The following is a 24,020-nucleotide window of genomic DNA, read 5'->3' as shown; positions in this document are numbered from 1 at the left end:
TGCTCCACCTGCCGCGACGCGCCTGTCAGGAGCAGCCCGGAACCGTGCCGGCACAGTTGGTGGGCAGGTTCGAGTCGATGTCGCTCTCCGTGAGGGTCACGACGGCGCCGACCCGGTTGTTGATGCCGCCGCCCGCCCCGGCGGCGCGGTTCTCCGCGACCGTCGTGTGTTCGAGCGTCAGCTGCGCGGTGTCGGCCCCGGCCACCTGCTCGTTGTTGATGCCACCGCCGTCGCGGCCTGCCGAGTTCGTCTCGACGCGGCCCTTCTTCAGCGTCGCGGTGCCTTCGTTGTTGATGCCGCCCCCGTCGTTGCCCGCCTTGTTGCCGACGAAGGACGTGTTCTGGACCTCCAGCGTCCCGTCCACACCGTTGTTGAGGCCACCGCCGTCGATACCGGCCCAGTTCTCGACGATCTTGGTCTGCTTGATCTTCGCGGAGCCGAGGTTGTTGATGCCGCCGCCGTCGGCGTCACGGGCCTCGTTGTTCGCGATGTAGCCGCGGTCGACGGTCAGCGTGCCGTGGTTCTGGATGGCGCCGCCGTCCTCGTCCGCCGTGTTGCCGGCGAGGATGCTCTTCTTGAGCGTGAGGGTGCCGGTCTCGCTGTTGCTGAGGCCGCCGCCGTGGCCGGGTTCGCCCGCCGAGGAGGTGGCCACGTTGGTCAGGACCTCACTGTCGACGAGCGTGACGTCGCCGCCCTCGTTGGAGATGCCCCCGCCCTCCCCGCCCGCCTGGTTGCCCACGACCTTGCTGTCCTCCAGCCGCAGGGTTCCTTCATTGGCGATGCCGCCGCCGTCACCATCGGTGTGCCCACCGGTCACGCTGACACCCTTCAGGGTGAGCCGGCCGCCTTCGCTGACCGCGAGGATGCGGAAGAACGGGAGGCCGTCGCGCACGGAACGGATCAGGGTCGAGTTGTGCCCGACGATGCCGACCTTCCCGGTGATGGCCGGCAGGGCGCTGCCCGAGTTCTCGGAGTCGTCCTGGAAGCGGTACACGCAGTCCTTGGCCAGATTGACCGTGCCCCCGTCGGTATGCGCGTTCGCCTGCCCGATGGCCGTGATGAGTCCGGCCACGTCACCACAGACGACGCTGAGGTTCAACGGGACCTGCGCCATGGCGGGCGTGGCCGCCGTACACAGTCCGACACTTGCCACAACGGCAGATCCGGCGAGTGCGAGTCGGTTCTTCATGCGCTTCCCTCTCCTCGGTTCCAAGCGGGCCGCCTCCCTCCCTTCTCCGCGCAGGCGGAGGCGGGGCGGGGAACTGAGGCGGAGGCACCAGAGGTATCTCCCGATTCCGGCAGGCCCCCGCACCCGAGTTCGGACCCTCCGCAAATCCACGCGAACGGCCGTCACCTCTTTGCCCCGCGCTCACCGCCCGGGACGCGCGTCATGGCCTGATCGATGCCGGCCCGCCCGAAAAAACGTTTGACGCCCACCGGCGTCCGGCGATCGGATGGCGGCCCATGAGCACAGCACAGATCCATGCCGGCCAGCCCCCCGTCGACGACGACCTCGTACGGCGGCTGATCGGCGGGCAGTTCCCCCAGTGGGCGGGGCTGGCGGTGGAGCGCTTCCCGTCCGGCGGGACGGTCAACGACGTGTTCCGCCTGGGCGACGCGATGGTCGTACGGCTGCCGCTGCGGAAGGGCGGGGCCGAGGACGTGTCCCTGGAGCGGCAGTGGCTGCCCCGCCTCGCACCCCGACTGCCTTCGGCCATCCCCGAGGTGCTCGGGGCCGGGGTGCCCGCCGAGGGCTATCCGTGGCCGTGGTCGGTGTACGGGTGGCTGGCGGGTGAGCACCCCGAGGCGGGGGCGCTGCGCGAGCCCGTACCCCTGGCCCGGGACCTGGCCGCGTTCGTGACGGCGATGTGGAGCGTCACCCTGCCCGGCGCGCCGCAGGCCTACCGCGGCGGACCGGTCGCCTCGCTCGACGCGGAGACCAGGGCGGCCATCGAGGAACTGCGCGGGATACCGGAGGAGGGCGTCGACTGCGATGCCGCGACCGCCGTGTGGGAGGAAGCGCTGCGGGCCCCGGACCGGGACGGGCCGCCGGTGTGGCTGCACGGCGACCTGATGCCGGGCAATCTGCTGGTGGACGGCGGCAGGCTCACCGCGGTGATCGACTTCGGGTGCATGGGGGTGGGCGATCCGGCCTGCGATCTGTTCCCGGCGTGGAACCTGCTGCCGGCCGAGGGCAGGAAGGTCTTCCGCGAGGCGCTCGGCGTGGACGACGCGACCTGGATCCGCGGCCGGGGGCGGACGCTCTCGCAGGCGCTGATCGCGCTGCCGTACCACCGCAGGGCGAACCCGGCGATGGCGCGCAACGCCCGGCACGTGATCCGTACGGTACTGGGAGAGGGCTGAAGCCGGTCAAGCTTGCGAACGGCCGTGTGTTCCCGTGCCGCCGAATGCAGCCGCCGGGGCACTCCTTCGTGGGAATCCGGCGGGGATACCGGGCGACCGGGCCGCTGGCTGCCGAAGCAATGATGCGGACCCCGTCCGGGGCCGCGCGCAGCCGGGCTGCGCTTCCAGTCAGTACAAGGAGACTTCACATGTCGCGTGTCCTGAAGAGTGCCGGGCTGGCCCTCGCCGTCGGTTTCGCGCTCCTCGGCGGTGCCTCGGTCGCGTCCGCCGACGCCGAAGCCTCGGGTTTCGTGGCCAACTCCCCCGGTGTCCTCTCCGGAAACCTGGTCCAGATTCCCATCCACATCCCGATCAACCTCTGTGGCAACTCCATCAACATCATCGGGGCGCTCAACCCGGCTGCCGGCAACGTCTGCATCAACGACTGACACGCCTCTAGCCCCTGGGTGGTGCCGTGTTGGGGCACGGCACCACCCCGCTGGACCGTCCACGGCTCCGGCGACATGCCGGTAACGAGACACGGAGGCTGTCATGGGGTGCTACGGCGAACACGTCCTGCCACGGATCGTCAATGCCGCCTGCGGGGCGAAGACGGCACGGCCGCTGAGACGCAGGGTGTGCGAGGGCTTGCGGGGCGAGGTCGTGGAGATCGGCTTCGGTACGGGCCACAACGTCCCCTTCTACCCGCCGGCCGTCACCGGCGTGGCCGCGATCGAGCCTTCCGATCTCGGCTGGCGGCTCGCCGCCGACCGTGTCAGGGCGGCGCGCGTCCCGGTACGACGCGCCGGGCTGGACGGCCAGTCGCTGCCCTTCGCGGACGACACGTTCGACACCGCCCTGTCCACCTGGACGCTGTGCACCATCCCCGATCCCGACGCGGCCCTGCGTGAGGTGCGGCGCGTCCTCAAGCCCGGCGGGACCTTCCACTTCCTGGAGCACGGGCTGGCCCCGGAGGAGGACGAAGGCGTACGCCGCTGGCAGCGGCGGATCGAGCCGGTGCACAAGCGCCTCTTCGGCGGGTGTCACCTCACCCGCCAGGCCGTCGACATGCTGACTGCGGCGGGGTTCCGGGTCACGGCACTCGACGTCTTCTACCAGAAGAGCACGCCCAAGACGATGGGCGCGGACTCCTTGGGCATCGCCCTGTCCCCCTGAGCCGGCGGGGGCGTCGGCGCACGTCCGCCGGTCAGCGGAGCCAGTCGCCCATGAGGGCCTGGACGCCGGAGCCGTCCATGTCGGTGAGCTTGACGCCGACGAACTCGCGGGCCCAGTCGGAGGTCTGCACGCGGAACGCCGGCTTCTCCGCGGTCAGCGCGTCGACGATCGGCGCGGCCGCCTCGGCCGGGGTCTGGGCCTGGCCGAAGGTCTTCAGCGCGTGGTCTACGTAGGCCTGGAGCGCCGGGGCGTACGGGCCCGCGGCGGCCAGCATGGCGGGCACGTCCACGCCCACGCTGGCGACGAACTCGCTGGCCACCGCGCCCGGTTCCACGACGGTGACGTCGACGCCGACGCTCGCGGCGGCCGGGGCGAGCGACTCCATGAAGCCCTCGACCGCGAACTTGGCGGCGCAGTAGGCCTCGTTGAACGGCTGGCCGATCACACCGCCGACGCTGGTGACCGTGATCAGGCGGCCACGCGAGGCGCGCAGGTGCGGCATGGCGGCGCGGGTGACCTCCACGACGCCGAAGAAGTTCACCTCCATCGTCGCGCGGACGTCCTCCACGGTGCCCTGCTCGATCGTGCCGACCCGGCCGGCTCCCGCGTTGTTGACCACCGCGTCGAGACGGCCGTACTCGGCGAGCACCTCGTCGATGCAGGCGGTGACGGAGCCGGCGTCGATCACGTCCAGGCGCTTGATCCGGACCCGTTCGGCGACCCCCGCCGCGGCGGCGGCGCTGCGGAGCGGATCGGCCTTGCCGGTGTCGCGCATGGTCGCGATGACCTGCCAGCCGGCCTCGGCCGCGGCCACGGCGGCGGCGAGGCCGATTCCGGAGGACGTGCCGGTGATGAGGACGGTCTTGGGGGCGGTGGGGGTGGTGTGTGCGGTGCTCATGAGGGGTCTCCTGGCAGCGGGACGAACGCACGGCAGATTTATGTGCGTGCACACACACCATAGAGATATGTGCACGTACACGCAAGCGGGTACCCTCCACTCATGGCGCGCAACGACCTCACCATGAGTGACCTCACCCCTCGCGATCATGCCTTCTACGGGCTGATCTGGGCGGGCACCACGCTCTCCGCCCGGATCGACCAGGCCTTGTCGCGGGCCCACGGCCTGCCGCTGTCCTGGTTCGAGGTGATGCTCTGGCTGCACGGGCAGAGCGAGCCCGTCGCCGCCTCCGACCTGGGGGCCAAGACCCTGCTCAGCCGCAGCCAGGTCTCCCGCGTGGTCGACCAGCTCCAGGCCCGCGGCCTCGTCGAGCGGGTTCCCTCCCCCACCGACGCCCGTTCCGTGTGCGTCGCGCTCACCGCCGCCGGCCGCAAGGCCTTCGCCCAGGCCGACGCCACCCGGCGCGAGGCCCTGCGGGAGGTCTTCGACGACCGGCTCGACGACGCGGACATCGAGGCGCTGGAAACCGTGTGGGCCAAGCTCAAGGACCACTGACCGGCAGCTGGTCGACGACTGTCTCGGATTGAGCGCACGGGGTCTTGTGCCGTCAGGCCGGACGCTGCTATTCCATTCCATTAGGAAAGTTTCCTTACGATCGACGGATCGTCAACGGGATGGAGACACCTTGAGACCCCCACGTGTTCGGCTGCGTTCCCTCGCCGGAGCCGGAACTCTCATCAGCGCTCTGCTCTTAGCCCTCACCACCGCACCCGGCGCCTCGGGCGCGGTCGCCGCCCCCGTCACCCACGAGGCGGAGAGCGCCGTCATCTCCCAGGGCGCGGCCGAGTCCAACCACGCAGGCTTCACCGGCAGCGGATTCGTCAACTACGACAACATCAGCGGCAGTTACGTCGAGTGGACGGTCAACGCCGCCCAGGCCGGCGAGGCCACGCTCAACCTGCGCTACGCCAACGGCACCACCGCCAACCGCCCGATGACCATCACGGTCAACGGCACGGCCGTCGCCTCGAACAAGGCGTTCAACGGCACCGGAGCCTGGACCACCTGGTCCACCACCGGCCTGACCGCCGCCCTCAAGGCCGGGGCCAACACCGTCCGGGCCACCGCCTCCACCGCCAGCGGCGGGCCCAACGTCGACCACCTCACGGTCGACGCCGGAACCACCCCGCCCGTACCGGGCACCACCCCGGTGGGCATCAACGGTCAGCTCACGGTCTGCGGCACCAAGCTCTGCAACCAGTACGGCAAGCCCGTCCAGCTGCGCGGCATGAGCACCCACGGCACCCAGTGGTACGCGCAGTGCCTCACCGGCGGTTCACTCGACGCCCTCGCGAAGGACTGGAACGCCGACGTGCTGCGCGTCTCCACGTACGTCCAGGAGGACGGCTACGAGACCGACCCGCAGAAGTTCACCGACCTCGCCCACTCGCTCATCGAGCAGGCGACGGCCCGGGGCATGTACGTGATCGTCGACTGGCACATGCTCGACCCGGGCGACCCGAACTACAACCTGGCCAGGGCCAAGACGTTCTTCAGCGCGATCGCCAACCGCCACAAGGGCAAGAACAACATCTTCTACGAGATCGCCAACGAGCCGAGCGGCGTGAGCTGGGCCAAGGTCAAGTCCTACGCGGAGCAGATCATCCCGGTCATCCGGAACATCGACTCCGACGCACCAGTCCTCGTCGGCACCCGCGCCTGGTCCTCCTTCGGCGTCTCCGACGGCGCCGACGAGACCGAGGTCGTCAACAACCAGGTGAACGCGTCCAACATCATGTACACCTTCCACTTCTACGCGTACTCGCACCGCGAGGAGTACCTGGACACCCTCTCCCGCGCCGCCGACCGGATCCCCGTGTTCGTCACCGAGTTCGGCACCCAGAACTACGCCGGTGAGGGCAGCAACGACTTCGCCATGTCGCAGAAGTACCTCGACCTGATGGCGGCCAAGAAGATCAGCTGGACCAACTGGAACTTCTCCGACGACAACCGCACGGGCGCCGTCTTCAAGACGGGCACCTGCGACGGCAACGGCCCGTGGGCCGGAACCGGTTCGCTCAAGCCCGCCGGCGTCTGGATCCGCGACCGCATCCGCACCGCGGACAACTTCCCGACCGGCTGACCCTCCACCAGCCGCCGCCCCCCCTGCCTCCCCTGCCTCCCACGGCCCCGCCCGGGCACGCGTGCCCGGGCGGGGCCGACCGCGATGTGTGAACCTGGACGCATGGCAGCGCAACAGATTCCGGGTATCGATCCCACCGCGGCCCCGAGCGGGGACGGCTGCGCGGAGTGTCTGGCCGGCGGCGGATGGTGGTTCCATCTGCGGCGGTGTGCCGCGTGCGGGAACATCGGATGCTGTGACTCCTCCCCCGCGCAGCACGCTACGCGGCACGCCAAGGCCGCGGGGCACCCCTTCCTGACCAGCTTCGAGCCGGGCGAGAGCTGGTACTGGAACGTGGAGACCGAGGAGTACTACGAGGGCCCCGACCTGGCCCCGCCCACCGCACACCCGGCCTCCCAGCCGACTCCCGGCCCCGAGGGCAGCGTCCCCGCGGACTGGGAGCAGCAGCTCCACTAGGCGTCGTATGGACCGGCCGGCCGCAGCAAGGGGTCGGTGATCCCGCCGGGACTGGCGAATGCGGCGGTGTCCCAGCCGGCGCGGCCGGCTCCGGCCCGGTACGCGCTCTCGTAGAACCCGAGGACGACGGCCCGGGGATCGCTCGCTGCGCGGGCGTCGGCGTAGGGCAGCACGGCCAGATGGCTCCCGTTGCGCGCGACCCAGCGCGCGGCCGCCGGGACGAGCGGTTCGCCGTCCAGCCCCGCCGGCTCGGGGGCGGTGTAGGAGTAGAAGGCGGGCTCGCCGAGGGTGTCGTCGCCGAACCAGAACCCGAAGCTGACGAGTTCCCGCGAGTACGCCTCCCGGGTCACCGGGCCGACGCCGGACGGCTGGTCGACGTGACGGTCCGAGAACCGGGTGTGGGCGATGTCGAGACTGTGCCAGAAGTGGTGGACCGGGCTGACCTTTCCCGAGAAACCCGCCGCGAACTCCTCCAGCACCAACGAGACCTGGCTGAGCACCTGCCAGTACCGGTTGGCGCGTGCGGGATCGTAGGCCGCGTGCTCGGTGTCCTCGGCGAACGGCCGGGCGGAGTCGGGCAGGTCGTACGGCCGTGGCACGGGGAGGTCGACCCGGATGCCGAGGGCGGCCAGCGCGGCGAAGAGCTCATGGTGGAAGGAGGCCACGGACTGTCCCGGCAGCGGGACGGAGATCGCCGTGCCGTCCAGCGTGGAGACGACCAGTTGGTGGCCGACGAAATCGAAGTCGATGGTGAAGACGGGATCGCGGCCGGGCCGCCCCATCGGCCGTGTGGTGAACCCTCGTCCGGTGAGGTGAAAGGTCACGTTCCACCAGTGATTGCGCCGGACGCTCGCGGCTAGGCGGATCTTGCCGACGATCTGGGCGAACCGGTGCAGTGTCTCCTTGGTGTCCCGCCACTCGGCGAGCGGCATCGGCGGGAACAGCTCCACCGCGTTCCCCTTTCCCGTGTTCCCCGCATGTGCCCGCATTGCGTTCCGGACGGGCACGCCTTTCCATGATGACTGTCGCCCCCGGCCACGGCACCTCGCCCACGGCCGACCGTGTCAGGAGGACACTCCATGCCCGACAAGGAACCGCGCGCCGAGCTGGACGAGCGCTACAGCGACAAGCAGGCGACCGCGGTGCCCTGGTCGCAGGCCGTCACCCGGCTGGCGGAGGCGGAGCTGTACTGGCTGACGACCGTACGCCGGGACGCGCGACCGCACGTCACCCCGCTGATCGGCGTCTGGGCGGACGGGGCGCTGCACTTCTGCACCGGCCCCCAGGAGCGCAAGGCCAAGAACCTCCGGGGCAACGCGCACGTCGTCCTCACCACCGGCACCAACACCCTCCACGAGGGCTTCGACCTGGTCGTGGAGGGCGAGGCGGCCCGCGTGACGGACCCCGGCCGGCTGCGCGCACTCGCCGCCGCCTGGGAGGCGAAGTACGGCGCCGAATGGCATTTCGACGTGGGCGACGGCGTGTTCGTCAATCCGGAGGCGGGCGAGGCCCTGGTCTTCGCGGTGGCCCCGCGCACCGCCTTCGGCTTCGGCAAGGGCGGTTACAGTCAGACCCGCTGGCTCTTCGCCTGACGCGTCCCGCCGTTGGCGGAGGCGACCGTGATCGCCACGGAGACGGCGGCCACGACGGTGATCGTGGTGCCGGGGCCGAGGTACTGGGCGATGCCGCCCGCGATCGCGGCGCCGATGCCCTGCCAGGTCATCCGGCCGGCCGATTCCACTCCCTGGACCTGGCCGCGTACCGGGTCGGGGGTCAGCTCGAGCAGCCGCTCCTGCAGGGGCAGGGTGGCCGCGAACCCGATACCGGCGGCGAACACCGCGACCGCCGCGAGCACGACCGGCGGGTGGAGCGCGAAGAGCAGGTACGGGACGGCGAGCAGCAGCCGCAGGGCAAAGGTGCAGCGGCGTCGCCGGTCGGCGGTGAGCAGTCGGCCGACGGTCAGGTCGCCGAGGAGCATGCCGGCCGATCCGGCGGCGAGGAAGGTCCCGGCGTGGCCCGGGTCGTAGGAGATGAACAGCGCCTCGCAGCCGACGATCAGGCCGTTGGGGACCCACAGGTTGAGCAGCAGGAGGCGTCGGCCGGGGTCGGCGAAGAGCGCGGCGTTGGTGGTCCAGGTCTGCCGGAACCCGGGGCGGCGGGTGAGGCGGATCGAGTGCTCCCGTACGGTGGCCGCCACGATGGCCAGTGCGAGTGCGGTCAGGACGGCGGCGACGACGAACACCCCGTGCGGGGTCAGGAACCTCAGCAGTACCGCGCCGGTCGCGTAGCCGAGGATCGCCGTGCCGCCCGCGGTGATGTTCATCAGGGAACGGGCCGTCGCGTAGGCGGAGTCGGGCACCACCTCGGCGAGCAGCCCCATCCGGGTGCCGGTCCCCAGGGACTGGAAGAACCCGAGCACCAGCAGCAGCGCGAACCGGACGGCCAGCGGCAGGCCGGGTATCGCCTGGGCTGCGACACCCGCCAGCGAGAGGCACTGGAGCGCGACGAGGGTGCGCCTCGGACGCTTGCCGTCCGCGACGGACATCAGGGTGAGGGCGCCGAGCACCGCCGCGAACGTGGCGCCGTACATGCTCACGGCCGTCAGGAACGGCGAGTGGGTCTGCTGGTTGACGATGGTGCCGAGCGCGAAGCCCGAGAGGGTGGTAGCGGCGACCGTCAGGGTGAAGCCGGCGTACAGTCCGGCGAACTCGCTGTCGCGCAGGAGTTCGCGATATCCGGTGGTGGTGGAGGCGGGCGCGCTGGGCGCGGAGGTGGGAGAAGGCATAAAAAAAGCCTTCGGACGTGTGCGCGGGGCACGCACGCCGGAGGCCAACGGGTGCATTCTAGCAGCATTTCAGCCCTGGGGCGCCGGCGTCACCCTCTGTGATCGTACGGCGATGCGGTCCAGGCCCCGGGCCCGCATGATGAAACGGCGGGGCGCCCTGCCATCCGCACATGCCAGACCGGACCGGCCGGAGGGATCGAGATGCACGCGGAGCGGTACGAGCTGGTGTTTCCCGAAGGCGCCGCGGAGGGCCAGGACGTGGTGGTCGTGAGCCGTACGCAGCGCGCCGGCCCCGGCGGACACCCCGTCTACTCCGACGAAACCGGCATCGTCCAGGCGGAGATCAGCGACCAGGGCGAGGTCCGCATGCTCCCGTCGGGTGGTCAGCAGGTGCCCGCCCACGGGGTCCAGGCCCGCCCGTTGCCCGAGTGACGCAGGTGACGCGGGTGCCAGGTAGGCTCGGTGGATGGCGAAGTACTTCGATGTGCACCCCGAGAACCCCCAGCCGCGCACCATCAGCAGCGTGGCAGACAGCATCCGGTCCGGCGCGCTCGTCGCGTACCCCACGGACTCGTGCTTCGCGCTGGGCTGCCAGCTGGGCAACCGTGAGGGAATGGCCCGGATCCGGTCGATCCGGAACCTCGACGAGCGGCACCACTTCACCCTCGTCTGCCAGAACTTCGCGCAGCTGGGTCAGTTCGTGCACATCGACAACGACGTGTTCCGCGCGATCAAGGCGTCGACGCCGGGCCCGTACACCTTCATCCTCCGGGCGACGAACGAAGTACCGCGTCAGCTGATGCATCCGAAGAAGAAGACGGTCGGTGTCCGGATTCCCGACCACACCGTCACCCAGGCCCTGCTCGCCGAACTCGGTGAGCCGCTGCTCTCCAGCACCCTGCTGCTGCCCGACGAGGACGAGCCCATGACGCAGGGCTGGGAGATCAAGGAGCGGCTCGAGCACCTGGTGGACGCCGTCCTCGACTCGGGTGACTGCGGTACCAAGCCCACCACCGTCATCGACTTCTCCAGCGGCGAGGCCGAGATCGTCCGCCCGGGGGCGGGCGACACCACCCGCTTCGAGTAGCCCCGCTCATCACCCCGGGTGGGCCAGTTCGCGCACCGTGGCCATGTCGCTGAAGGGGATCAGTTCCTCGCCGACGATCTGGTGCGGCTCGCTCCCCTTGCCGGCGATCAGCACCGTGTCGGCGGGGCCCGCGACGGACAGGGCGAACGCGATGGCCTCCCGGCGGTCGGCGAACCGCTCGAACGGCGTGCCGGTGGCCGCGAGGCCGGGGGTGATCTGGTCCAGGATGGCCTCGGGGTCCTCGTGGCGGGGATTGTCCGAGGTGAGGACGCAGAGGTCGGACTTGGTGCCGGCGATGCTCCCCATTTCGGCGCGCTTGGTCGTGTCGCGGTCCCCGCCGCAGCCGAAGACGGTGATGACCCGGCCGCGGGCGAACCCCCGGATCGTGGTGAGCACCTTGTTCAGGGAGTCCGGTGAGTGCGCGTAGTCGACGACCACCGAGGTGCCGAGCGGGGTCCGGAAGCGCTCGAACCGGCCGGGGACGGGCGGCATCCGGTCCAGGGCGGCGACCAGGGGGCCCACGTCGTGGCCCAGGAGGTGGCAGGCCGCCAGGGTGCCCAGGGCGTTGGCCACCGAGAACCGGCCGGGGACGGGGATCGAGGCCGGATACGCGCGCCCGTCGTGGTGCAGGGTGAACCGCGTGCCGGAGGCGCTCACGACGAGATCGGTGGCCCGGTAGTCGGCCGGGGCGTCCAGGGCGTACGTGGTCACCGCGCCCGGCATCATCGGCACGATGCGGGCGCCCACGGGGTCGTCCGCGTTCACCACGGCGCGTTGGCACAGCCCCTGGAACAGGCGCAGCTTGGCATCGCGGTAGTTCGCCATCGTTCCGTGATCGTCCAGATGGTCCTGCGTCAGGTTGGTGAAGACGCCGACGTCGATGAAGGTGCGGTCCACGCGGTGGGTCAGCAGAGCCATCGACGTGGCCTCGAGCACCGCGCTCCCGGTCCCGCGGTCGCGCATGTAGCCCAGAAGGTATTGGAGGTCGGGTGATTCCGGCGTGGTCAGCACGGATCGCGGCATCGGGATGAGCTCGTCGCCGATCCGGCTGCCGGCCGTCCCGATCACCCCCACCTTCGCGCCCTCCGCGATGCGCAGGACGGATTCGACCATGTACGACACCGAGGTCTTGCCGTTGGTGCCGGTGATCGCCACCATGTCCATCTGCCGTCCCGGTTCGCCGAAGTAGCGGGAGGCCACGACCGCGGCGGCCGTCCGGGTGTCCGGCACCCGTACGGCGCACGCGCCCGGAGGCCACGTCGGCCCCGGGATATCCCCTGCTCCGCCGTCGACGAGCACCGCGGCGGCGCCCCGCGCGAGGGCGGCCGGCACCGAGACCGGGCCGCCCTCCTCATGGCCGGGCACCGCGACGAACACCGAACCCGGCATCACCCGCTCCACGTCGAAGGTGATTCCGGCGGTGATCGGTGTGTTCTCCGGGTCACCCCGGAGAACGTGGTGCTCCTGCCCGGCCAGCAAATCGCTCAGCTTCACAAAGATCCCTTCGAGGCGGCTCGGCCCCGATCGTGCGGGCCGCGGCCGGGCGACGGTCTCCGACGGCACGCCGAAGACCGCGGTGGTGACTGTGTCCGTCCGTCCTTCCGGAACCAGAGCCGGAGGCGGAGCCGGACGTGGCGGTCGTCCCGGCGGGGAAGGCGCGGCGGACGTACGCGAAGAGCGGCGAACCGGCCGTGGAGGCCGGCGCGGATCCGCGGAAGATCGCTAGCCGTGGCCGTGCAGAGCGATACGGCGCGTCTCGGGCACCTCGACCACGGCGTCGGCCGTGGTGTGCGGGCCGACGGCCGCCGGACCTGCGGCGACCGGGCACAACGCGAAGGCGGCCCGCGGCGGGCACTGCCTCGTCGTACGTGTGCGACCCATGGGCCGAGTGTACGGCCGGTGGGGCGGTCCGAAATCCACCGTGCTGTCGTGGAAGTCGCTGAGCACGCAGCCGCCGACGAGGGCCTTCTCCGTTCAGCGACGGAGCGTCGCAGCCGCGCCCGCGATGACGGTACCGAGCGAGCAGGTGAGCATGACGGCCCGCAGCCTGCTCGCGTTACCGCAGGTGAGGGCGGTCTGGAGCCGGTCCAGCAGTCCGTCTTGCCCCTCCTGGCCGTGGGACCCGTCCTGCGCGGGCTCCCCCGGAGCATCGGGCACGACGCTGCGGCGCAGGAGCGCGCAGTGGAGGCAGGGGGCACGGTCACCGTCGGTGGCGTCGAGCCAGTACGCGCCGTCGAGCACCGCGTACGTCTGTGGGGTGGTGGCTTCCATGACCCTGCAACTGCCGCACGAGCGGGTGGGGTACGAGCCGACGGGCGGTCGCAACCGAATCGGTATCGGGGTGTCTCCGGCGGCCTGCCGCACGGCCTACCGCGCGCTAGACGCGGATCCCCTCGTCCCGGTCTTCGCCGGCCGCCGACACCTGGTGGATGCGCAGGGCCAGTTGCAGTTCCAGTGCCCGCTCCGGAAGCTGCCAGTCCCGTCCGAGGAGCCGCCCGATGCGGTCCAGGCGCTGCACCACCGTGTTGACGTGGACGTGGAGCGCCGCCCGGGTCTTTGCCTGGCTCATGCCGAGCGCGAAGTAGGTCCGCAGGGTGTGGGTGAGGTCGGTGCCGCGCTTCGCGTCGTAGTCCAGAAGCGGGCCCAGGGTCTGGCGTACGTAGCCGCCCAGGTCCGTCTGGTCACCGAGCAGCAGGCCGACGAAGCCCAGATCCGCGAGGGCGGCCCCGGTCCCCCGGTGGCCCAGGGCGTGCAGGGCCGCCAGGCAGCGGCGCGCTTCCGCGTGCGCCTCGGCGAAGTCGGGCGGGCCGGCCACCGGGCGTCCCGCCGCCCCGACGGTGACCGGAACGGCCACGGCCTGGCCCAGTTCGGCGGCGAGCGAGGCGGCGCAGGTGCTGGGGGTGTCGGAGGGACAGATGAGGACCACGTCGTCGTGGTGCTGCCCGGCCAGCCCCTTGCGCGCCTGAGCGGTGCGGGCGGCCGCGGCCAGCAGCCGCGGCCGGGGGACCGTGTCGGCGTGCAGGACGAACACCGCGTGCGGCTGGTTGAGGTTGACTCCGAGCCGGCGGGCACGGGCCGACAGACCGGCGGGGTCGGCGGCCCGGGTGAGGAGGTCGCCCAGCAGTTCGCCCCGTACGCGGTCCTCGGTCTCGGCGACCGAGCGGCGCAGGAGCAGCAGCAGGGCGGTGACGACGCTGGCCCGTTCGAAGAGCCTGCGGTCGGCGTCGTCGAGGTCGGGGCGGCCGGTCAGGGCGATGCTGCCGAGGAGTTCGTGTCCAGCGAGTACCGCGCACACCCAGGTGCCCTGGACGGGGACCGCGCGGCCGCCCGCCCGGGAGGTGGCCACGGCCTGCGGCAGCGAGGGCTGCGGGTCCGCGCCGGCCCGGGCGAGTTCGGTTCCGTCCGCGTCGTGGATGAGCATGCCGCCCTGCAGGACGGTGCCGATGGCGGTCGCGACCTCGGTGATGCCCGCTCCGCGCAGCACCAGGTCGGTCAGCCGGTCGTGGGCGTCCTCGGCGCGCCTCATGGCCCGGCTGTGGGCCTCGATGGTCTGGGAGGCCGCGTTGAGGTCGACCAGTGCGGTGCGGGTCTCCTCCAGGAGCCGGGCGCTGTCGATGGCGATGGCGGCGTGGTCGGCGAGCGAGGCGAGCAGGGCTACCTCGTCCGGTGTGAAGGTGCGGGCAGTGCGGTCCGCGGCGTAGAGGACGCCGATCACGCGGGTGCCCAGGCGCAGCGGTACCCCGAGGATGGCCCGTAGTCCCTCCTCCGCGACGGCGCTGTCGATCGTCGCGGTGTGCTTGAACCGCGGGTCGTCCCGGTAGTCGCCGGTGGTGTACGGGCGGGCCGTCTCGGCGACCAGCCCGCCCAGGCCCTCCCCCATGCCCAGGCGCACCTGCTGGAAGGCGGCGGAGACGGAGCCGTCGGTCACCCGCATGTAGGTGTCGCCTGCCTCGTCGTCGTTGAGGGACAGGTAGGTGACGTCCGTACCGAGGAGCAGTTTGGCCCGGTGGACGATGGCCCGCAGTACGGCGTCCAGGTCGCGCAGCGCGGCGAGGTCGCCGGCGGTGTCGAAGAGGGCCGCCAGTTCGGCCTCGCGGCGGCGGTGCTGGCTGAGCGTTCGGCGGATGGCGAGCGCCACCTGGGTGGCCTCGGCGATCTCCTGCGTCCGCGCGGCGGAGAGGCCTGCCTGCCGGGCGGCTTCGGCCGGCCGCGCGAAGTGTTCGGCCGGCGCGCCCTCGGCCAGCAGATCCAGCAACTGCCGCAGGACGGCCCAAGCCTCGCCGTCGCCGGAGCTCTTCGCGGTGGTGGGCATGTCGGGCTCTCCGTGGTGCGGGGCCGGTCGCCGCCGCTGACGACAGCGGCGGCGGCGACCGTCGGGGGTGCCTGGTCCGGGACCTGTCCTAGTTCCCGGGGGACGCCAACTCGGCGCCGGCCTCGGCCCGGCGGCCGCCGGGGACGGGGACCGGGGTCGCGCCGTACGACCGGGCCAGGTTACGCCCGCGCGTTTCCCGGGCCGCGAGCACGGTCACGCTCGTGACGAGCGCCGCCGCCGCGAGGTAGATCGAGATCGGCAGCGAGGAGTCGTAGTCGTCGAGCAGGGCCACCGCGATGATCGGGGCGAGGGCGCCGCCGATGATGGAGGCGAGCTGGGATCCCATCGAGGCGCCGGAGTAGCGGACCTTGGTGTCGAACATCTCGGAGATGAAGGCCGCCTGGGGTCCGTACATCGCGCCGTGGAAGAGCAGCCCGATGGTGACGGCGGCGGCGATGACCGGGAAGGACTTGGAGTCGAGCATCGCGAAGAAGGCGAACGCCCAGCCGGTCATGCCGAGCGAGCCGATGAGCGTGACCGGCCGGCGGCCGATCCGGTCGGACAGCGCGCCCCACGCCGGGATGGTGACGAAGTGGACGGCTGAGCCGATCAGGACGGCGTTCAGGCCGTTGCTCTTGGACAGCCCCAGGTGGGTGGTGACGTAGACGAGCAGGAAGGCCGTGAGGATGTAGTAGGAGATGTTCTCGCCGAGGCGGGTGCCGATCGCGGTGAGGACTCCCCGCCAGTTCGTACGGAACACCTCCACCACGGGCGGCTTCTCCCTGGCGCCGACGGCGGCCTGTTCGGCGGCCTTGGCCTGGGCTTCGAGGAAGAGCGGGGATTCGGAGACGGACACCCGGATCCACAGGCCGATCACCACGAGCACACCGGAGAGCAGGAACGGGATCCGCCAGCCCCAGGCGAGGAAGGTCTCGTCGGACTGGAACGCGGCCAGCAGGGCGAGGACGCCGGTGGCGAGCAGGTTGCCGCCGGGGGCGCCGGCCTGGGGCCAGGAGGCCCAGAAGCCGCGGTTCTTGTCGTCGCCGTGCTCCGAGACCAGCAGGACCGCGCCGCCCCACTCGCCGCCGAGCGCGAAGCCCTGGATCAGGCGCAGCACGGTCAGCAGGACCGGTGCGCCGACGCCGATGCTCGCGTGGGTGGGCAGCAGGCCCATCGCGAAGGTGGCGCCGCCCATCATGAGGAGGCTGAGCACGAGGAGCTTCTTCCGGCCGATCTTGTCCCCGTAGTGGCCGAAGACCAGGCCGCCCAGCGGGCGGGCCGCGAAGCCGATCGCGTAGGTGAGGAACGCGAGGAGGGTGCCGACCAGTGGCTCGCTGCTGGGGAAGAACAGCTTGTTGAAGACGAGCGCGGCGGCGGATCCGTAGAGGAAGAAGTCGTACCACTCGATGGTGGTGCCGATGAGACTGGCGCTGATGACGCGGCCGATGCCGCCTCTCGATGCGGGAGATGCCGGAGATGCCTTGGATGCCTGGGATGACATGGCGGGGAAACCCACTTTTCGGCTGGGGACGGGAGGGAGGGGGAGGCGTGCGCGGAGCGGTGTTCAGGCGGCTGTCCAGCCGCCGTCCAAGGGGATCGAGGCACCGGTGAGGTAACCGGTGTGGGGTCCGCAGAGCCACAGGGCGACGGCCGCGACCTCTTCCGGTTCGATCAGCCGCTTGACCGCGGAGCGGCTGAGCATCACCTCGCCGACCACCTGGTCGGCGTCGATGCCGTGAGCGGCGGCCTGGGCCGCGATCTGCTGTTCCACCAGAGGCGTGCGCACGTAACCCGGGCTGACGCAGTTGCTGGTGATGCCGTGCGGAGCGCCTTCGAGGGCGGCGACCTTGCTCAGGCCCTCGAGGGCGTGCTTCGCGGTCACGTATCCCGCTTTGAACGCGCTGGCCCGCAGGCCGTGGACGCTGGAGATGTTGACGATCCGTCCCCAGCCTCGTGCCCGCATGTGCGGCAGGGTCCGGCGGAGCAGGAGGAACGGGGCGTGGACCATCACCTTCTGGATGAGTTCGAAGCGGTCCGGGGGAAACTCGGTCAGTGGTGCCACGTGCTGGAGGCCCGCGTTGTTGACCAGGATGTCGATGTCGGCCGGCAGCCCCTCCACGAGACGGCCCTGGGCCAGGTCCACGACGTGCGGCGTGCCGCCGATCTCCTGGGCGACGGACGTGGCTGCCCGGGCGTCGATGTCCACGACGTGGACGCGGGCCCCGGCCGCGGCGAGGGCCGTGGCGCAGGCGCGCCCGATGCCGCTGCCGGCGCCGGTCACCATGGCGGTGCGGCCCGCGAGGCCGACACCTGCTGTCCCGTCGAACGCGGGAGTGATTCCGCTTGTCATGGCCGGAATCATGCGCGACATCCCCGCGCCGCTCCCATGTGTGTACCCACCACACTCGGCACCGCGCATGTGTCTGACATCGCCAGTGGTCACGACCGGGGGCCGGCTCGGGGTGGCCGGCTCCGGGTGGCCGGATCGTGCGCTCGTGGGCCGGGCCGCGTCCGGCGATGATGGCCCGATGGACATACGGGTGGAGACACGACCGGTGGACACACGACCGTTGGAACACACCGGGGCGTACACCGCGTCGGCCGAGTTCTACGACCTGCTGCACGCCCGGTCGTACCACCGGCACGCCCAGGCGCTCGCCGGTCCGGCCGCGGCGGCCCGGATCGGGATCGTCGAGGTGGGCGCGGGCACCGGCCTGGTCACCGAGGTGCTGATCAACGCATCGATCGTGCCGGTCCACGCCGTCGAACCGGCCGCCGCGATGCGGGCGTTGCTCCTCTCCCGCCTGCACCCCCCGGCCGGCGGTTCCGCCGCGGACCGGGTGACCGTGCACGCCTGTTCCGCGCTCGACCTGTCGCTCACCGGGCAGGCGGATCTCGTGGTCTGTCTCCGGATGATCCCCTGCCTGCCGCCCGACGAGCGGCGGGCGCTGTGGCGGACGATGGCGGACCTGCTGGTGCCGGGCGGCCTGCTCTTCCTGGACCGCCCGCCCACCCGGCTCCCGGCCCGGCCCACCCGGCGCTCACTGGGCGAGGTGCGCCTGGGCATCGACAGTTACCGCGGACACGTCACCGCGCGCGCCGACGACGGCGGCCGGATCCGCTGTGACTACACCTACCTGGTGTGCCGCCGGGGCCGGATCCTGCGGCGGGCCGAGGAGACCTTCCTGCTCTGGCCGATGACTTCCCAGGAGCTGGCCGCGGAGCTCGCGCGGGCCGGCCTCGTCCTGGAGGACGACCTGACGGCGGACGTGCTCCGCGTACGCCGCAGTCCCTGACCACGGCCTGACCACGGGCGCGGCCGGCCGCCGGGTCACTTCCCTGCGGCGGCCTGTGCCCAGGCCCGGGCGAAGAGTTCGTGCGGCGGGACCGGTGCCAGGAGGCGGGTGAAGGGGCCGTGGAAGTCCGAGGTGTCGGCGGACACCACGTGGGCGGGGAGTTTGGCGGTCTCCAACGGGAGGTGGGGCGCCTTGAACTCCGCCCACTCACCCGGGACGAAGGCCGTCCGTCCCGCGCGGGCCCGCCTGCCGGTGGTGATCGCGCTCGCCGCCAGGAGTTCCGCCTGGGCCGCCTTGTGGCGGGCGGGTGTCCAGCCGTTCCAGCGGCGCACGTTGCGGTCGGTGGGCCGGGCCAGGGACAGCAGCTGGAGGTGGAGGGCGGCGGCGTCCGCACCGACCCCGAGGGCGCCCGCGACCTCGGCGACCAGCTGCGGAGCGCTCAGCGCCGGATTCAGCTCGTACCCGCCCGGCGGCACGGGGGTCGAGGATGCGCGGGCGACCATCCGGGCGAGTCCCTCGCCGCACACGGCCTGGATCCGCCGGACGGCCTCCAGCACCCCGGGCAGGCCCAGTTCGCCGCAGAGGCGCACCGCCCGGTCCACCCGCTGCGGATCGCCCATTGCGGCCGGCCGCAGGAACACGTCACGGCCCGGCACCGCGACCACGAACAGCCCGTCGTCATACGCCACGGACGGCTCGGTGTCCTCCCGGTAGGGCGGCTCAGGGCAGGGCAGCACGGTACCCTCGTACGGGACGAAGGCCGGGTCCTCGGCCGCCGCCCGGCCCAGCGTGGAGTTCCAGCACAGCGGGATCAGCGTCCCCGGGTCGTCCAGCCGCGCCCGCAGGGCGTCGTACAGGGCGGCGGCGCCCTGCGCAGCCGGATCACCGGCCGGACGTTCCGTCAGCGCCCAGGCCACGACGGACGCGGGCTCGGCGTGGAAGGGCCGTCCGACGCTCAGCCGGCGGCCGGCGCTGCCGTCCGCTTCGGCGTGGTGCAGGGCGAGTCCGCCGCTCCGGCTGCCCACCAGGACGAACCCGGCGCCGCCCGGGATCTGGGCCTGCGCGGATGCCCGGCCGGCCGCGAGGGCGCGCGCCCAGCCGTCGCCCAGGCCCAGGTCGGCCTCCAGCGCGCCCGCCAGCTCCTCGTCCACATACGGGGTGGTGCCGAGCAGTTCCGCCCAGACGGCGGCCATCCGTTCGGCCGCCGCCGTCATTCCGGCGCGCTCCCACAGCTCGGCCGGGTCCTCGGGCACGCCCGCCGCGAGCACCGCACGGCGTCCGACGTCGCCGAGGCGGTGGCAGAAGTCGCCGTACTCGCGGGCCATGTCCTTGTTCGCCTTGTACGGGGCCGCGCGCAGCAGCTTCAGGTGTTCGTCGTGGTCCTGCCGCCGGGGCAGCCCGCCGAGCACCAGGGCGGCGATCGAGCGCCGGACTCCCGTACGCCACGAGAACAGGTCCAGCGCCTCGGGCGGCGCCGCGAGCGGTCCCCGCTCCGCGACCAGGTGCAGCAGCCGGGGCAGCCGCGCCGCGTCGTCGCGGCCGATGGCGACGGTGGCGAAGCCCTCCCCGTCCGCGGCATCGGTGCCGGGTTCGGCTTCGGGCGCCGGGTCCGCCGCGGGCTGTACGAAGCGTGCCAGACCGCCGCGCTGGGGTCCGGAGGCCACCGGCCGTCCTGACGCCCGGCAGCGTTCCAGCTCCCGCTCGGGCGCCCGGCCGGTGCGCCACCGGCTGCCGCGCCCGGCGTACGGCTGGCCGCTCCAGGTTTCCAGCAGGGCGGCCAGGGCCGCTCGCTCCGCCTCGGAGGTGGTGTCGACGGCGGCCCGCCAGGCCACCGCGTCGATGCCGCCGAGCAGCACGGCCCACTCCGCAGGGGCGGCGGGCGGGGCGAGGCGACGCGTCTCGTCGTCGATCTCGCCGCGCAGGTGGCGGCCGTCCGCCGCGAGCGCCGTCAGGGTCGCGGGGTGCGGCCCGGGCACGAAGGCCTCGTACGGACGGAGGTCGGGCAGCAGCCCGCCGAGCGCGGGCGCCAGTACGGTGTCCGCGACGGCCGCGCAGAGCCGCACCACGGGCCCCGACCGCATGATGCCGACGCGGCGGGACAGTTCCTCGCGGCGCCGCCGGACATCGGCGGCGAGCAGCGCTGCGCGCACCACGCCGTCCACCACGCGCGGCTCGGTCACCTCGGGCAGCACCCGGGCGATCTCGGCACGCACGCCGGCTTCGCCGGACGCCTCGAGCAGGGCCCGTACGGCCTCGTCGCCGATCGCGCGCAGTGCCTTGGAGGCGGGCTCGTCGCGAGGGGTGAGGAAGTGCCAGTAGGCGGGCGGCGGGACCGGGCCCACGCTGTGGGAGGACGGCCGGTCCCCGCGCGAGCGGCCGGGACCCTGGAGGCCGTGGACCTCCCACAGCAGTGAGCCGTCCTCGGCCGCGTGGCAGCGGATGGCCTCCTCGCCCGCGAGCACGGCGTCCTCGCCTCCCTGGGGCATGCGGACGATGCCCCACGGGCGGCGGCCGGGGCGCCTGCTGCGGTAGCGGGCGCGGCGGCCGTCGATGCCCTCCAGCAGGAAGTCGGTCGGCGAAGGCCCCGCGTAGGGCGTGCGGTACAGCACCCGGCAGCCCGTCAGGGCGCCGTCCTGGCCCAGTGGCGAGGCGGGAGCGCCCTCCGGCAGGGCCGCCAGGGTCAACTGGTCCCGGAAGAGCGCCATTCCGGGCGGCACCTCGGCCGCGCGGTGGAACGCGGGCAGGCTGGTCTCGGCGCTGCGCGCCCCCGTCACGGGGTCGACTCGGGCCCAGTCGTCCCCCGATGCGAAGACCTCGGAGCTCCAGATGCCGGTGCCGTCGCTCATCTGCTGGTCGTGGTGCCAGATGCCTTCGCGTCCGCCGGGCCGCAGGACCCGGTCGCCGTCGTGCCGGCCGCCGCCGTCCGCGCTCTCGAACTGGTACCCGAGCCCGCCCTGGATGCTGTTGAGGTACGGCCGCAGGCCCCACGACCGCTCCGGCTCGAAGACCTCGTCGGGGCTGCCGGACCAGAAGGCGTGGGTGGCGAAGGCGTTCTTGGGATCCGTCGTCCAGCTCACCAGGAACTGACCGCCCGCGAAGTGGACCACGTGGCGCGTCGTCTCCTCGGGCAGCCGGAACGCGCAGGCCGCGCGGACGCCCGAGTGGTCGACGGCGACGGCCCTCCCCCGCCCGTAGACCGTCAGGACGGGCCAGCTGCACGTCACCCCCGCGATCTCGCCCGGGGCGAAGCCGGCCAGGGCCGTGTCCAGGGCCGGCCAGCCCAGTTCCTCGGGCAGTCCGGCCCGCAGGGTGCGCGCGAGCGAGCCCGTCAGGTCCAGGGAGGCCAGCACCTCCTCGATGCCGTCCAGGGCCGTGGCCGTCGGCCGGTCCAGCAGGTCGTGCAGCGCGTCTACGGCCTCGTCCGCCGCGGCCAGTCCGCCGCCCGCCAGCGCGCCGAGGAGGCTCTCGATCCGGGTGTGCACCTCGGCGGCGATGCCCGCGTTCTCCGGGAGCCGGGTGATCGCCGTGCCCCCGCCGCGCAGTCCGGCGTGCACGGTGCCCTCCAGGCGCGGCCCGAACACCGGGTCGCCCGCCAGGGCCTTGAGGTCGCGCCGCGACCGCTCGCCCCAGAACGTGAGCCGGACCGCCTCGCCCGGGTCCTCCACCGCGAGTCCCTCGGCGAGGCAGAGGTCCAGCAGGTCCGCGTCCAGGCCGGGCCAGCGATAGCGGTCCTCGTGCAGCCGGACCGGCTGCCCGGCCGCGCGCAGCCGGGGTGCGAACCGGGCCACCAGGTCGAGCAGTTCCGGCGGCATCGGCTGCCGGGACACGCCGCCGTACGGCTCCTTGCGGTGGGAGTAGGCGCGGGTGTACCGCCCCAGCCAGGCGGCGAGGCCGCCCTCCGGGGTGATCCGCCCGGCGACCACGGCCTCGGCCGCGCCCGAGCGCAGCAGGAGCCGCAGCCAGGCCGCCGCGTCGTTCCTCGACTCCGGGAACACCTCCAGCAGCCGGGCGTTCACCTCGTCGTCCTGCGGGTGGTCGGCCAGCAGTGCGCCGACCGCGTCGAGCAGGGTGTCCGGTACGGCCTTTCCGCGCGCCGCGCCGATCAGCGGGGCCAGCACCCGCGCCTCCTCGGCCGGGTCGAGCCCGGCGGCGCGCACCGACGCCCGGACCCTGCGGGCCAGATCGGCGGGCGGCTCCCCGGGCGAGGCGGCCCAGGCGGTGAGGACCCGTACGTACTGCTCGTGCGCGCCGGCCGGGTCCAGCTCTGCGGCCAGCCATCCCTGGTGGCCGCTCAACTCCTTGACCGGGAGGGCGCCGGCGCGGGCGAACAGCAGCACGTTCTCCCGGCGCCAGGCGGGGTCGACGGGCAGTGCGTGCTGCCGCTCGGCGGTGCGGGCCAGGGTGTACGCCCGCCCGGCGGCCTTCAGGTCCCAGGAGATGAGCCGGTGGGCCATCGTGTCCCAGAACCAGGGCAGATGGCCCGGCGGCAGTGCTCGGGCGAGGTACGCCATCCCGTCCAGGGCGCGTCCCGCCTTCGGGTACGCCCGCGAGATGCGGTCGCGCACGTCGGCGAGCAGGCCGACCGCGGCGGCTTCCGCACCCGGGTCATGGGCGCGCACCCAGTCGGCGTACGCCTCCGACCTGTGGGGTTCCGACGGAAGGGGGACGGGAAGGTTCATGCCTTCGATCTTGCCAGGCAGCACTGACAACAACTCCGCTCCGGCCGGGAGGGTCTCTCGGCCGGAGTTCCACGAAAGCTTGTCGAGAACGGTTTGTGCGTACTCGTGGGTATCGCGGCACGATAGCGCCGGGATTTGATACTTCTGGACCAGTCCGTGTGCACACTGCCCGCGGGAAGGACGTGACCATGCTGGATTTTCTGCGCCCCAAGACCGTCGTCTGCCCGTATTGCCGGGCCACCGACAAGGAAGGGGTCGCGCGGACCCTGAGCGCCGTGGCGGGCTCGCTGTCGGTGACCTGGCATACGGCGGCCTGCCCGCACTACGCCGCCGACCTGATCCTCGCCGACGGCGAGAACAGGAACTAGCCCGCCGCCGGGTCGGGGACGAGGCCGTCGGCCACCAGGCCGGCCAGTACCGCCTGGCCCAGGGCGTGCACGGCGGACTGGGGGCGCACCATCACGGTGAACTCCTTGACCCGGCCCGCCTCGTCGAGCTGGAGCAGGTCGATCCCGTGGATCTGCTTGCCGTTCACGACGGCCCGGAACGGCAGGATCGCCGAGGGGGCCTCCTCGCCGTCGGCGCTGGTCTCGGCCGCTCCCTCCAGGTGGCCGACGTAGCGGAGGTCCTCGAACACGCGCAGCAGGACGCCGAAGAGTCCCAGCACCATCGGCTTGCCCTCGAACGGGGTGAACTTCACCGGGCTGTAGAGCCGGATGTCCTCGGTGAACAGGTCGTCCAGCGCGGTGAGATCGCGCTTCTCCACGGCGGCGCGGAAGCGTTCGGCAGTCTCCATGACCCCTCCTGATACTCAAGAATATGACTAATCAGTTTCTTGAGTATGA

Annotated in this window: 23 protein-coding genes; 11 read left to right on the top strand and 12 right to left on the bottom strand. The window is 72.3% G+C overall.

From position 1 onward, the window contains the following. Nucleotides 1–25: 25 nt before the first annotated feature. Entirely contained in the window at nucleotides 26–1,189 is a 1,164-nt protein-coding gene (locus JIW86_RS35915; protein ID WP_257558445.1) for a hypothetical protein, read from the bottom strand. Nucleotides 1,190–1,464: 275 nt separating this feature from the next. Between JIW86_RS35915 and JIW86_RS35910 the strand changes: the two genes are divergently transcribed. The 3 genes from JIW86_RS35910 (at nucleotide 1,465) to JIW86_RS35900 (ending at nucleotide 3,519) form a co-directional block, all read left to right on the top strand. After that, nucleotides 1,465–2,364, top strand: coding sequence for an aminoglycoside phosphotransferase family protein (locus JIW86_RS35910; protein ID WP_257558443.1), 900 nt, complete (start codon nucleotides 1,465–1,467; stop codon nucleotides 2,362–2,364). 188 nt (nucleotides 2,365–2,552) lie between these two features. Continuing rightward, entirely contained in the window at nucleotides 2,553–2,792 is a 240-nt protein-coding gene (locus tag JIW86_RS35905) for a chaplin (protein WP_215147194.1), read from the top strand. Between the two features lie 103 nt (nucleotides 2,793–2,895). Beyond that, nucleotides 2,896–3,519, top strand: coding sequence for a class I SAM-dependent methyltransferase (locus JIW86_RS35900; protein WP_257558441.1), 624 nt, complete (start codon nucleotides 2,896–2,898; stop codon nucleotides 3,517–3,519). Between the two features lie 31 nt (nucleotides 3,520–3,550). Here the strand turns inward: JIW86_RS35900 and JIW86_RS35895 are convergent, their stop codons facing one another. After that, nucleotides 3,551–4,417 (bottom strand): SDR family oxidoreductase, encoded by an 867-nt coding sequence (locus JIW86_RS35895; RefSeq protein WP_257558439.1) that lies wholly within the window; start codon nucleotides 4,415–4,417, stop codon nucleotides 3,551–3,553. 102 nt (nucleotides 4,418–4,519) lie between these two features. On the opposite strand from JIW86_RS35895, the gene JIW86_RS35890 reads away from it, so the two are divergent. The 3 genes from JIW86_RS35890 (at nucleotide 4,520) to JIW86_RS35880 (ending at nucleotide 7,016) form a co-directional block, all read left to right on the top strand. Continuing rightward, a complete protein-coding gene (locus tag JIW86_RS35890) occupies nucleotides 4,520–4,972 on the top strand; it encodes a MarR family winged helix-turn-helix transcriptional regulator (protein WP_257558437.1) in 453 nt (150 codons plus the stop codon). A 46-nt stretch (nucleotides 4,973–5,018) separates the two neighbouring features. Further along, the gene (locus JIW86_RS35885; RefSeq protein ID WP_257559566.1) at nucleotides 5,019–6,560 is read left to right on the top strand and encodes a cellulase family glycosylhydrolase; all 1,542 of its coding nucleotides are present in this window, start codon (nucleotides 5,019–5,021) and stop codon (nucleotides 6,558–6,560) included. 102 nt (nucleotides 6,561–6,662) lie between these two features. After that, nucleotides 6,663–7,016 (top strand): UBP-type zinc finger domain-containing protein, encoded by a 354-nt coding sequence (locus JIW86_RS35880; RefSeq protein WP_257558428.1) that lies wholly within the window; start codon nucleotides 6,663–6,665, stop codon nucleotides 7,014–7,016. Here the strand turns inward: JIW86_RS35880 and JIW86_RS35875 are convergent. Further along, on the bottom strand, nucleotides 7,013–7,966 hold the full coding sequence (locus tag JIW86_RS35875; RefSeq protein WP_257558426.1) for a DUF5996 family protein: 954 nt from the start codon (nucleotides 7,964–7,966) through the stop codon (nucleotides 7,013–7,015). The genes JIW86_RS35880 and JIW86_RS35875 overlap by 4 nt on opposite strands. Before the next feature lie 129 nt (nucleotides 7,967–8,095). On the opposite strand from JIW86_RS35875, the gene JIW86_RS35870 reads away from it, so the two are divergent. Beyond that, nucleotides 8,096–8,608: a pyridoxamine 5'-phosphate oxidase family protein gene (locus tag JIW86_RS35870; protein WP_215147179.1), complete on the top strand. Its 513-nt coding sequence runs from the start codon at nucleotides 8,096–8,098 to the stop codon at nucleotides 8,606–8,608. Here the strand turns inward: JIW86_RS35870 and JIW86_RS35865 are convergent. Next, nucleotides 8,584–9,801 (bottom strand): MFS transporter, encoded by a 1,218-nt coding sequence (locus JIW86_RS35865; RefSeq protein ID WP_257558414.1) that lies wholly within the window; start codon nucleotides 9,799–9,801, stop codon nucleotides 8,584–8,586. The two genes, JIW86_RS35870 and JIW86_RS35865, sit on opposite strands and share 25 nt — an antisense overlap. 201 nt (nucleotides 9,802–10,002) lie before the next feature. Here JIW86_RS35865 and JIW86_RS35860 point away from each other — a divergent pair, with 201 nt between their 5' ends. Next, on the top strand, nucleotides 10,003–10,233 hold the full coding sequence (locus JIW86_RS35860) for a DUF6296 family protein (RefSeq protein WP_215147175.1): 231 nt from the start codon (nucleotides 10,003–10,005) through the stop codon (nucleotides 10,231–10,233). Between the two features lie 34 nt (nucleotides 10,234–10,267). Beyond that, the gene (locus JIW86_RS35855) at nucleotides 10,268–10,888 is read left to right on the top strand and encodes an L-threonylcarbamoyladenylate synthase (RefSeq protein ID WP_257558412.1); all 621 of its coding nucleotides are present in this window, start codon (nucleotides 10,268–10,270) and stop codon (nucleotides 10,886–10,888) included. A gap of 9 nt (nucleotides 10,889–10,897) precedes the next feature. On the opposite strand, the gene JIW86_RS35850 is transcribed toward JIW86_RS35855, so the two are convergent. The 6 genes from JIW86_RS35850 to JIW86_RS35825 all read right to left on the bottom strand — a co-directional run bounded on the left by JIW86_RS35850 (nucleotide 10,898) and on the right by JIW86_RS35825 (nucleotide 17,550). Further along, nucleotides 10,898–12,382 carry a UDP-N-acetylmuramoyl-L-alanyl-D-glutamate--2,6-diaminopimelate ligase gene (locus JIW86_RS35850; RefSeq protein WP_257558410.1) on the bottom strand — a complete coding sequence of 495 codons (1,485 nt, stop codon included), beginning with the start codon at nucleotides 12,380–12,382 and terminating at the stop codon, nucleotides 10,898–10,900. A gap of 228 nt (nucleotides 12,383–12,610) precedes the next feature. Further along, complete coding sequence (locus tag JIW86_RS35845; protein WP_257558408.1) at nucleotides 12,611–12,769, bottom strand: hypothetical protein; 159 nt, start codon at nucleotides 12,767–12,769, stop codon at nucleotides 12,611–12,613. A gap of 93 nt (nucleotides 12,770–12,862) precedes the next feature. Continuing rightward, the gene (locus JIW86_RS35840; protein ID WP_257558406.1) at nucleotides 12,863–13,159 is read right to left on the bottom strand and encodes a hypothetical protein; all 297 of its coding nucleotides are present in this window, start codon (nucleotides 13,157–13,159) and stop codon (nucleotides 12,863–12,865) included. 106 nt (nucleotides 13,160–13,265) lie between these two features. Beyond that, nucleotides 13,266–15,200, bottom strand: coding sequence for a helix-turn-helix domain-containing protein (locus tag JIW86_RS35835; protein WP_257558404.1), 1,935 nt, complete (start codon nucleotides 15,198–15,200; stop codon nucleotides 13,266–13,268). 88 nt (nucleotides 15,201–15,288) lie between these two features. Further along, entirely contained in the window at nucleotides 15,289–16,701 is a 1,413-nt protein-coding gene (locus JIW86_RS35830; RefSeq protein WP_257558402.1) for an MFS transporter, read from the bottom strand. Nucleotides 16,702–16,764: 63 nt separating this feature from the next. Next, nucleotides 16,765–17,550, bottom strand: a complete 786-nt coding sequence (locus JIW86_RS35825) for a 3-hydroxybutyrate dehydrogenase (protein ID WP_215147162.1) — start codon at nucleotides 17,548–17,550, stop codon at nucleotides 16,765–16,767. A gap of 178 nt (nucleotides 17,551–17,728) precedes the next feature. Here JIW86_RS35825 and JIW86_RS35820 point away from each other — a divergent pair, with 178 nt between their 5' ends. Then, nucleotides 17,729–18,496 carry a class I SAM-dependent methyltransferase gene (locus JIW86_RS35820; protein ID WP_257558400.1) on the top strand — a complete coding sequence of 256 codons (768 nt, stop codon included), beginning with the start codon at nucleotides 17,729–17,731 and terminating at the stop codon, nucleotides 18,494–18,496. Between the two features lie 35 nt (nucleotides 18,497–18,531). Here the strand turns inward: JIW86_RS35820 and JIW86_RS35815 are convergent, their stop codons facing one another. Beyond that, complete coding sequence (locus JIW86_RS35815; protein WP_257558398.1) at nucleotides 18,532–23,175, bottom strand: hypothetical protein; 4,644 nt, start codon at nucleotides 23,173–23,175, stop codon at nucleotides 18,532–18,534. A gap of 188 nt (nucleotides 23,176–23,363) precedes the next feature. On the opposite strand from JIW86_RS35815, the gene JIW86_RS35810 reads away from it, so the two are divergent. Beyond that, the gene (locus JIW86_RS35810; RefSeq protein WP_215147156.1) at nucleotides 23,364–23,543 is read left to right on the top strand and encodes a hypothetical protein; all 180 of its coding nucleotides are present in this window, start codon (nucleotides 23,364–23,366) and stop codon (nucleotides 23,541–23,543) included. On the opposite strand, the gene JIW86_RS35805 is transcribed toward JIW86_RS35810, so the two are convergent. Beyond that, a complete protein-coding gene (locus tag JIW86_RS35805) occupies nucleotides 23,540–23,971 on the bottom strand; it encodes a nuclear transport factor 2 family protein (RefSeq protein ID WP_257558393.1) in 432 nt (143 codons plus the stop codon). The two genes, JIW86_RS35810 and JIW86_RS35805, sit on opposite strands and share 4 nt — an antisense overlap. Between the last annotated feature and the right edge of the window lie 49 nt (nucleotides 23,972–24,020).

Source organism: Streptomyces sp. NBC_00162 (genome assembly GCF_024611995.1).
In the GTDB taxonomy this organism is placed as follows: domain Bacteria; phylum Actinomycetota; class Actinomycetes; order Streptomycetales; family Streptomycetaceae; genus Streptomyces.
The sequence above is the reverse complement of the archived record's forward strand: the minus strand, read 5'-3'. Positions and strand labels throughout refer to the sequence as shown.

What these genes read in the sequence shown, in the direction of transcription:
- JIW86_RS35815 (WP_257558398.1), bottom strand. Translation starts at nt 23,175, where the DNA reads ATGAACCTTCCCGTCCCCCTTCCGTCGGAACCCCACAGGTCGGAGGCG.
- JIW86_RS35865 (WP_257558414.1), bottom strand. Translation starts at nt 9,801, where the DNA reads ATGCCTTCTCCCACCTCCGCGCCCAGCGCGCCCGCCTCCACCACCACC.
- JIW86_RS35855 (WP_257558412.1), top strand. Translation starts at nt 10,268, where the DNA reads ATGGCGAAGTACTTCGATGTGCACCCCGAGAACCCCCAGCCGCGCACC.
- JIW86_RS35895 (WP_257558439.1), bottom strand. Translation starts at nt 4,417, where the DNA reads ATGAGCACCGCACACACCACCCCCACCGCCCCCAAGACCGTCCTCATC.
- JIW86_RS35910 (WP_257558443.1), top strand. Translation starts at nt 1,465, where the DNA reads ATGAGCACAGCACAGATCCATGCCGGCCAGCCCCCCGTCGACGACGAC.
- JIW86_RS35810 (WP_215147156.1), top strand. Translation starts at nt 23,364, where the DNA reads ATGCTGGATTTTCTGCGCCCCAAGACCGTCGTCTGCCCGTATTGCCGG.
- JIW86_RS35900 (WP_257558441.1), top strand. Translation starts at nt 2,896, where the DNA reads ATGGGGTGCTACGGCGAACACGTCCTGCCACGGATCGTCAATGCCGCC.
- JIW86_RS35905 (WP_215147194.1), top strand. Translation starts at nt 2,553, where the DNA reads ATGTCGCGTGTCCTGAAGAGTGCCGGGCTGGCCCTCGCCGTCGGTTTC.
- JIW86_RS35825 (WP_215147162.1), bottom strand. Translation starts at nt 17,550, where the DNA reads ATGACAAGCGGAATCACTCCCGCGTTCGACGGGACAGCAGGTGTCGGC.
- JIW86_RS35805 (WP_257558393.1), bottom strand. Translation starts at nt 23,971, where the DNA reads ATGGAGACTGCCGAACGCTTCCGCGCCGCCGTGGAGAAGCGCGATCTC.
- JIW86_RS35880 (WP_257558428.1), top strand. Translation starts at nt 6,663, where the DNA reads ATGGCAGCGCAACAGATTCCGGGTATCGATCCCACCGCGGCCCCGAGC.
- JIW86_RS35890 (WP_257558437.1), top strand. Translation starts at nt 4,520, where the DNA reads ATGGCGCGCAACGACCTCACCATGAGTGACCTCACCCCTCGCGATCAT.
- JIW86_RS35820 (WP_257558400.1), top strand. Translation starts at nt 17,729, where the DNA reads ATGGACATACGGGTGGAGACACGACCGGTGGACACACGACCGTTGGAA.
- JIW86_RS35840 (WP_257558406.1), bottom strand. Translation starts at nt 13,159, where the DNA reads ATGGAAGCCACCACCCCACAGACGTACGCGGTGCTCGACGGCGCGTAC.
- JIW86_RS35830 (WP_257558402.1), bottom strand. Translation starts at nt 16,701, where the DNA reads ATGTCATCCCAGGCATCCAAGGCATCTCCGGCATCTCCCGCATCGAGA.
- JIW86_RS35915 (WP_257558445.1), bottom strand. Translation starts at nt 1,189, where the DNA reads ATGAAGAACCGACTCGCACTCGCCGGATCTGCCGTTGTGGCAAGTGTC.
- JIW86_RS35845 (WP_257558408.1), bottom strand. Translation starts at nt 12,769, where the DNA reads ATGGGTCGCACACGTACGACGAGGCAGTGCCCGCCGCGGGCCGCCTTC.
- JIW86_RS35870 (WP_215147179.1), top strand. Translation starts at nt 8,096, where the DNA reads ATGCCCGACAAGGAACCGCGCGCCGAGCTGGACGAGCGCTACAGCGAC.
- JIW86_RS35860 (WP_215147175.1), top strand. Translation starts at nt 10,003, where the DNA reads ATGCACGCGGAGCGGTACGAGCTGGTGTTTCCCGAAGGCGCCGCGGAG.
- JIW86_RS35835 (WP_257558404.1), bottom strand. Translation starts at nt 15,200, where the DNA reads ATGCCCACCACCGCGAAGAGCTCCGGCGACGGCGAGGCTTGGGCCGTC.